The sequence below is a fragment of the Vibrio sinaloensis genome (assembly GCF_000808535.1).
GTDB classification, from domain to species: domain Bacteria; phylum Pseudomonadota; class Gammaproteobacteria; order Enterobacterales; family Vibrionaceae; genus Vibrio; species Vibrio sinaloensis_D.
The window spans coordinates 119,757-132,068 of record NZ_JWLV01000049.1; the positions used below are offsets into that span (position 1 = coordinate 119,757).

At 45.2% G+C, this 12,312-nt stretch carries 13 protein-coding genes and 1 tRNA gene; 13 read left to right on the plus strand and 1 reads right to left on the minus strand.

What is annotated here, in order from left to right; all coding sequences use genetic code 11:
* Positions 1–18: 18 nt before the first annotated feature.
* Genes gshA through luxS form a run of 3 tightly spaced genes read left to right on the plus strand, consistent with a single transcriptional unit; the run spans position 19 to position 2,739 of the window.
* Entirely contained in the window at positions 19–1,587 is a 1,569-nt protein-coding gene (gene gshA, locus RJ47_RS20430; protein ID WP_039486555.1) for a glutamate--cysteine ligase, read from the plus strand.
* A 9-nt stretch (positions 1,588–1,596) separates the two neighbouring features.
* Positions 1,597–2,196: a hypothetical protein gene (locus RJ47_RS20435; RefSeq protein WP_231565981.1), complete on the plus strand. Its 600-nt coding sequence runs from the start codon at positions 1,597–1,599 to the stop codon at positions 2,194–2,196.
* A 24-nt stretch (positions 2,197–2,220) separates the two neighbouring features.
* Complete coding sequence (gene luxS / locus RJ47_RS20440; RefSeq protein ID WP_005475528.1) at positions 2,221–2,739, plus strand: S-ribosylhomocysteine lyase; 519 nt, start codon at positions 2,221–2,223, stop codon at positions 2,737–2,739.
* Positions 2,740–2,799: 60 nt separating this feature from the next.
* Here luxS and RJ47_RS20445 read toward each other — a convergent pair whose 3' ends face one another.
* The gene (locus RJ47_RS20445; RefSeq protein WP_005475517.1) at positions 2,800–3,276 is read right to left on the minus strand and encodes an RDD family protein; all 477 of its coding nucleotides are present in this window, start codon (positions 3,274–3,276) and stop codon (positions 2,800–2,802) included.
* A gap of 193 nt (positions 3,277–3,469) precedes the next feature.
* On the opposite strand from RJ47_RS20445, the gene RJ47_RS20450 reads away from it, so the two are divergent.
* The 10 genes from RJ47_RS20450 (at position 3,470) to RJ47_RS20495 (ending at position 11,995) form a co-directional block, all read left to right on the plus strand.
* Positions 3,470–3,554: transfer RNA gene (locus RJ47_RS20450), tRNA-Leu, on the plus strand.
* Positions 3,555–3,862: 308 nt separating this feature from the next.
* Positions 3,863–4,558, plus strand: coding sequence for a VC0807 family protein (locus RJ47_RS20455; RefSeq protein WP_038140320.1), 696 nt, complete (start codon positions 3,863–3,865; stop codon positions 4,556–4,558).
* A gap of 344 nt (positions 4,559–4,902) precedes the next feature.
* The gene (locus RJ47_RS20460; RefSeq protein ID WP_039486558.1) at positions 4,903–5,205 is read left to right on the plus strand and encodes a PTS sugar transporter subunit IIB; all 303 of its coding nucleotides are present in this window, start codon (positions 4,903–4,905) and stop codon (positions 5,203–5,205) included.
* Between the two features lie 86 nt (positions 5,206–5,291).
* A complete protein-coding gene (locus tag RJ47_RS20465) occupies positions 5,292–6,623 on the plus strand; it encodes a PTS sugar transporter subunit IIC (protein ID WP_039486561.1) in 1,332 nt (443 codons plus the stop codon).
* A 50-nt stretch (positions 6,624–6,673) separates the two neighbouring features.
* Entirely contained in the window at positions 6,674–6,982 is a 309-nt protein-coding gene (locus RJ47_RS20470) for a PTS lactose/cellobiose transporter subunit IIA (RefSeq protein WP_005475534.1), read from the plus strand.
* Between the two features lie 6 nt (positions 6,983–6,988).
* A complete protein-coding gene (locus RJ47_RS20475; protein WP_039486564.1) occupies positions 6,989–8,311 on the plus strand; it encodes a 6-phospho-beta-glucosidase in 1,323 nt (440 codons plus the stop codon).
* 15 nt (positions 8,312–8,326) lie between these two features.
* Positions 8,327–9,058, plus strand: a complete 732-nt coding sequence (gene chbG / locus RJ47_RS20480; RefSeq protein ID WP_039486567.1) for a chitin disaccharide deacetylase — start codon at positions 8,327–8,329, stop codon at positions 9,056–9,058.
* A 97-nt stretch (positions 9,059–9,155) separates the two neighbouring features.
* Positions 9,156–10,154: a LacI family DNA-binding transcriptional regulator gene (locus RJ47_RS20485; RefSeq protein ID WP_039486569.1), complete on the plus strand. Its 999-nt coding sequence runs from the start codon at positions 9,156–9,158 to the stop codon at positions 10,152–10,154.
* Positions 10,155–10,220: 66 nt separating this feature from the next.
* Positions 10,221–10,625: a VOC family protein gene (locus RJ47_RS20490; RefSeq protein ID WP_005475521.1), complete on the plus strand. Its 405-nt coding sequence runs from the start codon at positions 10,221–10,223 to the stop codon at positions 10,623–10,625.
* 110 nt (positions 10,626–10,735) lie between these two features.
* Entirely contained in the window at positions 10,736–11,995 is a 1,260-nt protein-coding gene (locus RJ47_RS20495; RefSeq protein ID WP_038214334.1) for an HD-GYP domain-containing protein, read from the plus strand.
* Positions 11,996–12,312 lie beyond the last annotated feature (317 nt).

Consider the following 12,312-nt stretch of genomic DNA (forward strand, 5'->3'; position numbering starts at 1 on the left):
ACATAAGCGAACCTCATTTTGACTGAATTTGCTGCGCGACTTGAGCGAGTTGCACGAAACCCAGAAGTATTCAAATCTTTCGGCCGAGGTGTTGAGCGAGAGACACTTCGTTATCAACAAGATGGTTACCTTGCAACGACGCCGCACCCTAAATCACTAGGTTCTGCATACGCGAACAATTGGATTACGACCGATTTCTCAGAGTCTTTGCTTGAGTTTATCACGCCTGTGTCTAAAGACATTGACACGCTCACAGCCCAGTTAGAAGACATTCATCACTTTACTCAAACTAAATTGGGCGAAGAGAAAATGTGGCCACTGTCGATGCCTTGCTTCGTGGGGAGTGAAGATGACATTAACCTTGCGCAATACGGCTCTTCAAACTCAGGCAAAATGAAAACGCTTTACCGTCAAGGCTTAAAACACCGTTACGGTAGTTTGATGCAGATTATTTCCGGTGTGCATTTTAACTTCTCGTTTCCTGAATCTTTCTGGGATCAGTTATACGGGGAGCAAAATGAGCAAGAACGCCAACAGACTAAGTCGCAGGCGTATTTCGGCCTTATCCGAAACTACTATCGGTTTGGCTGGTTAATTCCTTACTTCTTTGGTGCTTCACCTGCGCTTTGTTCGTCGTTTATTCAAGGTAGAGAAACAAAGCTGCCGTTTGAAAAAATTGGTGGCACGCTTTACCTACAAAATGCGACTTCATTACGAATGAGTGATTTGGGCTACACCAACAGTGCTCAGAGCGCGTTGAAAATTGGTTTTAACAGCCTAGAAGAGTATCTCGATGGTTTAAATACCGCGATTCGCACTCCTTCGGAAGAGTTCGCAGCGATCGGCGTTAAAGTTGACGGTGAGTATCGTCAGCTAAACAGCAACGTCTTACAAATCGAAAATGAGCTGTATGCGCCAATTCGACCAAAACGTGTGGCTAAATCCGGTGAAAAACCGTCTGAAGCGCTCGCGCGTGGTGGGGTTGAGTACATTGAAGTTCGTTCGCTAGACGTGAACCCATATAGCTCTGTTGGCGTGACAGCTGAACAAGTGCGCTTCTTGGATCTATTCTTAGCATGGGCTGCGTTGTCGGACTCTGAACCGATGGATTACTGTGAGCAGGCATGTTGGCGCGAGAACTGGAATAAAGTGATTATTGAAGGGCGCAAACCTGGGCTTGAGCTTCAGATCGGTTGTAAAGGTGAAATTCTGAGTCTGCAAGATTGGGCGAAACGAGTGTTTGTTGAGTTGACTCAAATCGCTGAGCAGATGGACGCAGCAAACGGTGGCAATGATTATCAAGCGGTTTGCTATAAGCTGCTGGAGTGGATTGATAATCCGGAGCTCACCATCTCTGGCCAGTTACTCGAAGATACCAAACGCTTTGGCGGATTAGGCAAAGTCGGCTGTGAATTTGGTAAACAATATCGCCAACAGCACCTAGAACACCGCTACCGCACCTACAGCGAAGCTGAGATGGAACAAGAAGTGGAGCGCTCGGTTAAAGCTCAAGCGGACGTTGAAGCTGCGGATAAGCTCAGTTTCGATGACTTTTTAACCGACTACTTTGCGTATTTAAACGCGTAAGGAACGCTGGTGGTAAAAAGGTTTGCGGCGGTTTTTGCTCTGTTAGTGTTAGGTGGATGCGCAACGGCGCCACCTAAAAACCACTCTAATTTGTGCGAGATTTTCCGCGAGAAGCCCGCTTGGTATGACGATGCTGTCGATATGCAAGAGGAGTGGGGGACGCCGATTCAAATTGCGATGGCATTTGTTAAACAAGAGAGCAGTTATCGCCATGATGCGCGCCCACCGAAAGACTATGTATTGGGCTTTATTCCATGGGGACGTGTCAGTAGCGCTTATGGATATGCACAAGCGCAAGATCCAGCATGGGAAGATTTTCAAAAAGCTACGAATTATGGTGGCTCAAGAACCAATTTGGGTGACTCATTGATGTTTATTGGCTGGTATACCAGCGAAACTCAAAAGCAGTTAGGTATCTCAAAATGGGATCCCTACAATCAATATTTGGCGTACCACGAAGGCCGTGGCGGCTATAAACGTAAAACATATCAATCGAAGCCATCATTAATCAGAGTGGCTCGAAAAGTTGAACAGCAAGCAAAGGATTACGGTTGGCAACTTAAACAGTGCCGACAAGAACTGGAAAATAACCGAAGCTGGTTTTTCTAATACTAGCTTGAGAGGAGAAGGACAATGCCGTTATTAGATAGCTTTACCGTCGATCACACTCGCATGAACGCACCTGCCGTTCGAGTGGCGAAAACCATGACCACCCCCAAGGGCGATACGATTACCGTGTTCGATTTGCGATTTACTGCGCCAAACAAAGATATCCTGTCAGAGAAAGGGATTCATACGCTAGAGCACCTATATGCAGGGTTCATGCGTAACCATCTGAATAGCGATAGCGTGGAAATCATCGATATTTCACCTATGGGATGTCGTACCGGTTTCTACATGAGCTTGATTGGTACTCCTCAAGAGCAGCAGGTGGCTGAGGCGTGGTTGTCAGCAATGCAAGATGTACTGAAAGTAGAGAGCCAAAATAAAATCCCAGAGCTCAATGAGTATCAGTGCGGTACTGCTGCAATGCACTCATTAGATGAAGCGAAGCAGATTGCCCAAGCCATTATTGATGCGGGCATCTCCGTCAACAAGAACGATGACCTAGCGCTACCTGAGGCGATGCTCAAAGAGTTAAAAGTTGACTAACGGCGCTGAAAAACAAAAGGAAGGCGAGATGCCTTCCTTTTTTGTCTTTTGACTGATTATCTAGTTTGCCTTTGGCAGTACTACAACTTCAGTCTTCGCCCAAATATCGTGGAAACCACGCTTTTTCGGATCAATTGGGACAGTTAAGTTTGCTAAACCAAATCCCGATGTACCGATGCGGATCAAAGCCTGAGTGGTCGATATTGGCGAACCGTCATTGCTTCTAAGGTGAAGCTTCCAAGCTCTCATTCCCAAAGTTTGTCCTGCTCGAGTCCAAAAGAAGACAAAGAAGTATATCCAGACCGCCGCGAGGTAAGCGGTATATACTGGGCTCCAAACTGGGTGATTGGTCAGGAAGTCACTCACATCAGCATAGCCGCCGACACTGAATACTCCCATCGCCATCAGCGCGTGAAGAATGGCAATCACAATACCCGCAGCCATCATTTCAACCGCCATTATAATCAGACCATCGTAAAAAAGAGCCCCTAAGCGACGAAACAACCCCGCTGGTGGCAAAGAGTCAGTTGCTGACATAAAACCTGCTTACCAAAATAAAAATTAGGCGAAAGAATAAAGCTTCAATTTTGATCTGAAAAGAGACCTTGCGCACAGCTTAGCAACTTGTGGCGAATTTATCAGCAAACGGCAAGTAATTCAGTCTTTTGCACTTGCACGAACGCTCGGCTTACGTATAATGCCAAACATCAAAGGACGAGATGTCCTAGATGCCGGTGTGGTGAAATTGGTATACACGACGGATTCAAAATCCGTTGCCTTCGGGCGTGGCGGTTCAAGTCCGCCCACCGGTACCATACATAGAAAGGTCGCTTTTATAGCGGCCTTTCGTCGTTTTAAGTGTTTGAAAATAGATTCATGTTTGGCAGGCGTTGCCTTCGCGGTGGCGGCAGGAATGCCTGTCCAATCAGTTCGCACCAGTACCATGGCACTAATTTAGAAACGCAGCCTCTGCGTGGTTGCTGGAGTGGGCGCCTCATCTAGTACTATTCTCCGCCATTTCATATGTCGTTACACAGCTTGGCGCGTTAACGCTTTACTTCTCTCGCTATGCGAGGAACAATCCCTTCCCAGAGATTTATTTTAAACGCAGCCTTTAGAAATTATGAGTAACACAGAGAACAAAAAATCGAACCCCTTGTTCGAGATCCTCTTTAACGTTTTTGTCCCGTCATTCATTTTAATGAAGTTTAGTGGCGAAGAGCATTTAGGAACGGTTATGGCGTTAGTCGTCGCGCTTGCTTTCCCTGTGGCTTATGGTGGCATGGAGCTGATTCGCAACAAGAAGTTTAACTTTATTGCGGCACTGGGCTTTGTCAGTGTGTTGCTCACTGGAGGAATCGGGCTACTTGAACTAGATACTCGTTGGTTAGCGCTGAAAGAAGCGTTGATCCCTGGCTTGATTGGTTTAGCGGTTCTGGGCTCAACGTTTACACGTTACCCATTTATGCAGAAGATGATCCTCAATGACACTATTTTGAATCTGCCTCTCATCAAGGAACGACTAGAAGAAAGCGGTAAGTCTCAAGCGTTTGAACGCTGTCTCATGACGTCTAACTACCTATTTGCCAGTACCTTTGCCTTTTCATCGGTGATGAATTATTTCCTCGCGACCTGGATTGTGACAAGCCCAGCAGGAACCGCTGAGTTTAATGAAGAGCTCGGAAAGCTAACATTATATAGCTACCCAATTATCGCCATACCAAGTATGTTGATGATGTTTGGTATCTTCTACTATGTTTGGCGTCAAATCCGCGCAATGACTTCCTTGGAAACGGAACAAATTTTCCATACCAAGTAATTCTGAAACGAACAAAGCCCAGTGTTTTCACTGGGCTTTGTTTTTATAGATTCTATATTCTTACCTTAGCTTTTGTATTCTTTAATATTTTTAGATAAGCCTCAGTGAAAATAAACAAAGTGACAATATATAAACACTATTTTTTCTAGATATACGCGTCTATTTTTATTCTAGTTTAGATTTAAAGCTAAAATAATTAATAAAAATATCACCAGTTAAAACAGCGATGTTTCTTTATAAAATGAGAGTTTGTTCACGCGCAACGCAACCGGTTGCGCTTTTTTGTGTTGTACGTTTTTGCTACAGTGTTCGTAGGTTAAAGATTGAACACATGGAGCAAGATTATGAAAAAGATTCTTTTGTGCTGTAGCGCTGGTATGTCGACCAGCATGCTTGTTAAGAAAATGGAGCAAGTTGCTGAATTAAAAGGAATAGAGTGTAAGATTGATGCAATGTCAGTCAACGCATTTGACGAGGCAATCAAAGAGTATGATGTTTGCTTGCTTGGTCCTCAAGTTCGCTTTCAGTTGGAAGAACTACGCAAGACGGCAGAAGAGCATGGTAAGAACATTGCGGCAATTTCGCCACAAGCCTATGGAATGATGAAAGGTGATGAAGTGCTTCAACAAGCGCTCGAACTCATCTAATTAAATAAACTCAATTTATCAGTAAAAGAATATGCGCATATTTATATGCGTAGGGATTCTTTTATCCAAAAATAAGGATGGAATCTATGAAGCTTTATGATGCGATTATAGGAATCGTCGAAAAACATATAGCACCGCTTGCCGCAAAAGTTGGCAATCAACCTCATGTACGAGCAATGCGTGACGGATTTATTGTCGCAATGCCATTTATTATCGTCGGTAGTTTTATTTTGATCTTTGCTTTCCCCCCGTTTGGCGAAGATACCACAAATGCGTTTGGTCGCGCTTGGTTAGATTTCGCTACCACCCACTTTGACACCATTATGATGCCATTCAATATGTCGATGGGCATTATGACGATTTTTGTCTCCTTGGGGGTCGCCTATAGTTTGGCGAAAGCCTATAAGATGGATGGCATCACGAGCGCTGTTTTATCTTTGATGAGCTTCTTGTTGGTCGCGGCTCCCGCAAAGGATGGGGCGTTGGCGATGTCTCACATGGGGGGAACTGGCATCTTTACCGCGGTTATGTGTGCGTTCTTTTCGGTCGAGCTGTATCGATTTATGAAAAAGCACAACATTACCATTCGTATGCCAGAGCAAGTACCACCAGCGATTGCACGCTCTTTTGAAGTGCTACTGCCCGTATTGGCAATTTTCATCACCTTGTATCCTTTGAGCTTATTTGTTCAAGCTCAGTACGGAATGCTTATTCCAGATGCAGTAATGGCGATGTTCAAGCCGTTAATCAGTGCCTCAAATACCCTGCCAGCGATTATTGGTGCGTTGCTCTTATGTCAGTTACTTTGGTTTGCTGGAATACATGGAGCCGCGATTGTTGTTGGACTTCTTTCACCGATTTTCCTTACCAATATCAGTGCCAATATTGATGCATTTGTTGCGGGTCAGCCCATACCCAATGTCTTTACGCAACCCTTCTGGGACTTCTACATCTTTATTGGTGGTTCAGGCGCAACGCTCGCACTTGTTTTACTGATGTCGTTCAGTCGCTCTGCGCATCTAAAGAGTATTGGACGCATGAGTGCGGTGCCTGGCTTCTTCCAAATCAATGAGCCTGTCATTTTTGGCAGTCCAATTGTAATGAACCCAATCTTGTTTATTCCTTTCGTCTTCGCGCCAGTTATCAATGCCACCATTGCCTATTTTGCGGTTCAGGTTGGCTTGGTTGGTATGGGCGTTGCCACAACACCATGGACGACGCCGGCCATTATTGGCGCGTCATGGGGCAGTGGTTGGACACTGTCGCCCGTATTGTTGGTGATCGGATTGTTGATTCTGGATCTGTTTATTTACCTGCCTTTCTTCAAGATGTTTGAAAAGCAAGTGATCGCTCAAGAGCAGCCTTCAAGTGAGTCTGAATCAGAGCAAGCCGTGTCAGGTAAAGGTGCCATCGCCTAAGTAAATCATTGAGCTGCCGCGTTAGGCAGCTCTGAATAAAGGAAGTCGTTATGGAACAAGAAATTGTTGTTATGGAAATAATTTGTAATGCAGGTGAAGCACGTAGCTTGTGTTATGAAGCCCTTAGGTTATCTCGCGAAAAAGAGTTTCTCGCCGCGGAAGAAAAACTCGCTCTTGCTAAGGAGTGTTTAAACAAAGCGCACCTGATTCAGACGCAGCTTATTGAAGAAGATCAGGGGGAGGGGAAAGTTGCGATGACTTTAGTAATGGTCCACGCACAAGATCATTTGATGACCACCATTTTGGCGCAAGAAATGGCAACAGAAATGGTCGCACTACATAAGCAGATTGCGGGGTAAACACGAATGTCTAGAGATAGCTTAAAGCTTGCCATTATTGGTGGGGGTAGCAGTTATACGCCTGAGCTTGTGGAAGGTGTACTCAAAAGGTTGACGTCGCTTCCGGTAAAACAGATCCATTTCGTTGATATTGAAGAAGGCAGAGAAAAGCTAGACATTATTTGCGGATTAGCGAAACGTATGATTGCAAAAGTCGGTGCGGATATTGAAGTAACCGCAGACTGTGATCGCCGGGCGGCCATCAAAGGGGCAGATTTCGTTATGACTCAGTTTCGCGTTGGCGGTCTCGCTGCCAGAGCAAACGATGAAAAAATCCCCCTAAAATATGACGTGATTGGTCAGGAAACAACGGGGCCTGGCGGTTTTGCAAAGGCGCTACGAACCATTCCTGTGATACTGGATATTTGCCGTGATATTGAGGAGCTCTCACCAAATGCGTGGATGCTCAATTTTACCAATCCGGCAGGATTAGTGAGTGAGGCTGTCAACAAATACACCAAGGTAAAAAACATTGGTTTATGTAATGTGCCAGTCTCTATGCAAATGATGATTGCCGATATGATGGACTGCCAACCCAATGAAGTGCAGCTTGAGTTCGCGGGCTTGAACCACCTTGTTTGGGTGCATAAAGCGTGGCTCAATGGTGAAGATATTACTCACACCGTACTTGAGAAAGTCGGGGATGGAGCCAACTTCAGCATGAAAAACATTTGGGAAGAGCCGTGGGACCCAACTTTTTTGAGAGCGTTGAATGCGATCCCATGCCCTTACCATCGATACTTCTATCAAACGGATGCGATGCTAGCGGAAGAGAAGCTAAGCGCTGTGGAGAAAGGAACTCGAGCGGAGCAGGTGATGCAGACCGAAGCGGAACTGTTTGAGCTATATCAGCAGCCAAGTCTCGACCATAAACCTTCGCAGTTGGAAGAGCGAGGCGGCGCTTATTACTCGGATGCGTCGCTCAACTTAGTCGATGCGATCTACAACAATCGAAATTCATTGCACGTTGTGAACGTACCCAATAATGGCGCAATAAATGGCTTGCCTGATGATGCCGTGATTGAGTGTACGGCTGTGGTTGGGTCATGGGGAGCAAAGCCTCTCGCGGTTGGGGAGTTGTCGCCAAATGTGAAAGGCTTACTTCATCAAGTGAAAGCTTACGAGCAACTGACTATTGAAGCAGCGGTACATGGCAGTTATGAGCAGGGTTTAATGGCGCTTGCGAACAATCCGTTGGTCCCAGATATTGGTCGCGCTAAATCGATCTTTGATGAGATATTACAGCAAAATCGCCATTATCTACCTCAATTTACCTTAACTCACTTATAAGGAGTGGCCAAAGCGATGAAAGTGATCTTCAATGCCGATGATTTCGGCTTAACGAAAGGGGTCAACGAGGGAATTGTACGCTCCCATTTAGAGGGCGTCGTTCGTTCTACAACACTGCTCGTCGGGTTACCGGAGGAGGAGCACGCTGTCGCTTTGGCTAAAAAAATCCCGACCTTAAAAGTAGGCATCCATTTGCGTTTTACGCTGGGAGCGCCTTTAACACGTTCAACTAACTTGAGTGATAAAAACGGAACGTTTTATAAATACGCAGAGTTCTGGTCACATCGCGGGTTTAGTGCTCAAGCCATCTATGACGAATGTATCGCACAAGTTGAAGCTTTTCTCGCGACAGGATTGACGCTCAGTCATATCGACAGTCATCATCACGCCCATACCCACCCAGAATTTTTTCCAGTTGTAATGGAAGTTGCGGCGAAATACTGTGTCCCACTCAGAGGGCAAAGCGCCCCTAATTTAAATTACTTCTTTACCGATCAATTCTATGACCAAGGCGTCGACTTAATGGGCTTAGTGAATCATCTATTAGAGCTAGAAAAACGTTACGAGTTGGTGGAAGTCATGTGCCACCCTGCCATTGTTGACCAAGCGCTTGCCCATAGCAGTGGCTACTCAGAACAACGAAAGAAAGAGCTTAATGTGTTGACCGATGACAAACTTGTCACCTTGCTTGAAAGGCATTCAATCGAAGTCACGGATTACTCGGCTTTATCTATCCAGCATACCTAACCGAGTGTAGGATGTTTTACGGCTGCCAGAATACCCCCTAAAGTCATGTCCTTATGTTCTGGCAGCCTCTTTATAAAGTGATGAAGTACAGGATGTTATGGCTAGAATAAAAGATGTCGCTGAGTTGGCGGGTGTAAATCGTTCAACGGTTTCGCGAATTATTAATGGTGAGGGCAAGTTTAAAGCGGAGACAAAGCGGAAAGTCGAAGAAGCAATGAAAGCGCTGAACTACCGTCCGAGTGCTATCGCGCGTTCGCTGGCAACCTCTTCCACCAACATGGTTGGCTTGCTCGTGACTTATTATACCGGTGGTTTCTTCGGGGCGATGATGGATCAGGTTCAAAGCGAGCTCGATCAACACAAAAAGTTTCTGATCACTGCACAAGGGCATCACTCCGCCAGTGGGGAAAAGGAAGCGATACAACGTTTTAATGATCTTCGCTGTGAGGGTTATGTGCTGCACAGCCGGTACTTGTCCGATCAAGAGTTGATCACTTTATCAGAAGCGCCGACCCCCTTCGTATTGTTAGATCGCTACGTCCCCGGGCTAGAGTCGCGTTGTATCACCTTTGATCACCACAAAGCCAGTTTCATTGCGGTTCAGCATCTGATTGATATCGGTCATACCAAGGTGGCATGCATAGCAGGGCCTGCCCATCGAGAAAATAGTGTCCTTCGTAAACAAGGTTATTTGGACGCCATGATGAAAGCGGGAGTGGCAGTACCAGAGAGTTGGTGCGCGGAAGGAGACTACGGCCGCCAAAGTGGGTATCAAGCGGCAAAGACAATTCTCCAAGCAGCGCCACAAGTAACCGCGATTTATTCTTGCAGTGAAGAAATGACAGTTGGGGCGTTGCAGTACCTCCATGAAGTGGGGATCAAAGTGCCAGAGCAAATATCAATTGTCAGCTTTGACAGTATCGATCGCTGCGAGGACCTCTACCCGACGGTGACCTCGGTCCATTTTCCCATCAGCGACATGGCTCGAGCCGCTGCCTTACAGCTCAACAATCTTATTCATAAGCATGAAGCAAAGCTGCCAGAAACCTTCGAGCCTAAATTAATTTTGCGCAATTCACACCAGAGAATTGAGTAAGCGATTAAAATTTCCTCGTTGTTTCAAAAAGTTGTCTATCTTTTAAAGATACCAAGGAGGAACGCAATGTATAACTTAACCCCATACCTGTTTTTTGCTGGCCGCTGCGAAGAAGCGCTTGAGTTCTACCACAAGTGTTTTGGAGGTGTTGTGGTGAGCAAGCAATATTTTAAAGAGGCGCCGCAAGTGATCGAAGGTGCAGACCCAGATTGGATAATGCATGCCGAGTTCGAAGCATTTGGTATGAAACTGATGCTGTCTGACGGTATGGTGGCCAAAGAGCTGTCGGGGAATAATGTTGCGTTATCGTTAGTTTTGGATGATTTAGATGAGCAGGCTCGATTATTTGATAAGCTCTCTCACGGTGGTCATATCATGATGCCGTTGGCAGACACCTTTTGGGGCGCTCGCTTTGGCAAGGTTGAAGATCAGTTTGGTGTGCGCTGGATGCTGCATTGTAACTTGGTGTGAACCGTCTGAGTTACCTACCACCTTCTCATTAGTGACTCAACATGATGATTTCAGAAATGGAATCATCTAAACTTATAAACGAGTCAGTAACGTAAAGAAATCTATAAAAAGTGGCAAGTATTAAGATAACCGTCGACAGAATCCAGCCTGGATTGCACATTCGGTTGCCTGTTAAATGGAACGAACACCCATTCCTGTTTAATAGCTTCAAGGTAAAAGATGAAGAGCAGATTCGGTTGATACGACATCTGGGGATTAAACATGTCTTCATGAATCCCAACCAGAGTGATACGCAACCTCTTCCTCCTAAGACTCAGGATTCATCCCAACATGATGAGGATATGAGTGCTGCCATAGATAAAGAGGCAGAAAAGCTCTGGAAAGAGAAGCAAGACCGAATTGAGCGATTAAGTGCTTACAGGCGCCGCGTCATCAATTGTGAAAAAGAGTTCGAGCGCTCGTTATCCCGGATGCGTGCTGTGATGAACAAAATTCGCAATCGTCCTGACCAAGCAGTTGATGAAGCCACAAGCTTGGTGAATGATATTGTTGATAAGCTCTTGAGTGACGACAATGTCACCTTACACCTCATGAATGGTAAAAGTGAGTTTGAAGATATCTATTTCCATTCGCTCAACGTTTCTGTTGTATCAATGATGATTGCGAAAGCGAAGAAGTGGGATTCGGACCAACTCAAGCAAGTGGCATTTGCCGCGCTTTTTCATGACATGGGCAAGGTGAAGGTGCCGAGTGCAATAGTACGCAAACAAACCCCCTTATCTGAACCAGAGAAAAACTACCTTAAACTTCATACAAAATATGGCTTGGAGTTGGCCAATAATATAGAGGCGTTCCCTGAATCTGCAAAGATCGTGATTGAGCAACACCATGAGCTAAATGATGGCTCGGGTTATCCGGCAGGTCTTAAAGAAGATGAGATAGATGAAATTACGCAAGTCATCTCAGTTGCGAATGCGTACGACAACCTTTGTCACCATAACGTGCCCTCAGAGCAAAAAATTCCTTATGTTGCCCTTTCTCATCTATATAAGAACTGCAAGCATCTTTATAACAATGACAACTTAAGCTTATTGATTAAGTTTATGGGCATCTATCCTCCGGGTACGGTGGTTCAGCTTTCGAATGATATGGTCGGATTGGTTATCTCGGTAAATGCGCGAAACATACTGTTCCCGAATGTATTGATCTACGATCCATCCGTTCCTCGAACTCAAGCCCCAATCATCGACTTGGCAGAAAAAGAAATAAAGATAGTTAATGCTATTCTGCCAACCAAACTGCCGGACAAAGTTCGCGAGTATCTAAACCCACGTTCTCGTATTTCTTACTTTTTCGATAGTGACGATTAGTTATCCACAAGAAAATGTGTATAAGCTCTGTTTAAGTTGAGGGTAGCTTGCGTGTAAAAATGCCCCTGAACAATAGCTGTTCAGTTGGGCATTTTTTTATGAAAAAACGCATATTTTCTCTTGCCATCGAAAAGGAACTGCCTATAATGCGCTTCCACTGACACGGCAGACGCCACAAGGCTTTAGAAGTGTTAGAGAGGTAAAAGCTTCTCGAGAAAATAAATTTGAAAAAGAGTTTGACTCTTCAAGTTATCTCGCTAGAATGCACCTCCGCTTTGAGAGAAAGCTCAAAGCAACGCTCTTTAAAAATATAAACC

What these genes read in the sequence shown, in the direction of transcription:
- RJ47_RS20460 (WP_039486558.1), top strand. Translation starts at nt 4,903, where the DNA reads ATGAAAAAGATTCTTTTGTGCTGTAGCGCTGGTATGTCGACCAGCATG.
- RJ47_RS20465 (WP_039486561.1), top strand. Translation starts at nt 5,292, where the DNA reads ATGAAGCTTTATGATGCGATTATAGGAATCGTCGAAAAACATATAGCA.
- RJ47_RS20490 (WP_005475521.1), top strand. Translation starts at nt 10,221, where the DNA reads ATGTATAACTTAACCCCATACCTGTTTTTTGCTGGCCGCTGCGAAGAA.
- RJ47_RS20445 (WP_005475517.1), bottom strand. Translation starts at nt 3,276, where the DNA reads ATGTCAGCAACTGACTCTTTGCCACCAGCGGGGTTGTTTCGTCGCTTA.
- chbG (WP_039486567.1), top strand. Translation starts at nt 8,327, where the DNA reads ATGAAAGTGATCTTCAATGCCGATGATTTCGGCTTAACGAAAGGGGTC.
- RJ47_RS20475 (WP_039486564.1), top strand. Translation starts at nt 6,989, where the DNA reads ATGTCTAGAGATAGCTTAAAGCTTGCCATTATTGGTGGGGGTAGCAGT.
- RJ47_RS20470 (WP_005475534.1), top strand. Translation starts at nt 6,674, where the DNA reads ATGGAACAAGAAATTGTTGTTATGGAAATAATTTGTAATGCAGGTGAA.
- luxS (WP_005475528.1), top strand. Translation starts at nt 2,221, where the DNA reads ATGCCGTTATTAGATAGCTTTACCGTCGATCACACTCGCATGAACGCA.
- RJ47_RS20455 (WP_038140320.1), top strand. Translation starts at nt 3,863, where the DNA reads ATGAGTAACACAGAGAACAAAAAATCGAACCCCTTGTTCGAGATCCTC.
- RJ47_RS20485 (WP_039486569.1), top strand. Translation starts at nt 9,156, where the DNA reads ATGGCTAGAATAAAAGATGTCGCTGAGTTGGCGGGTGTAAATCGTTCA.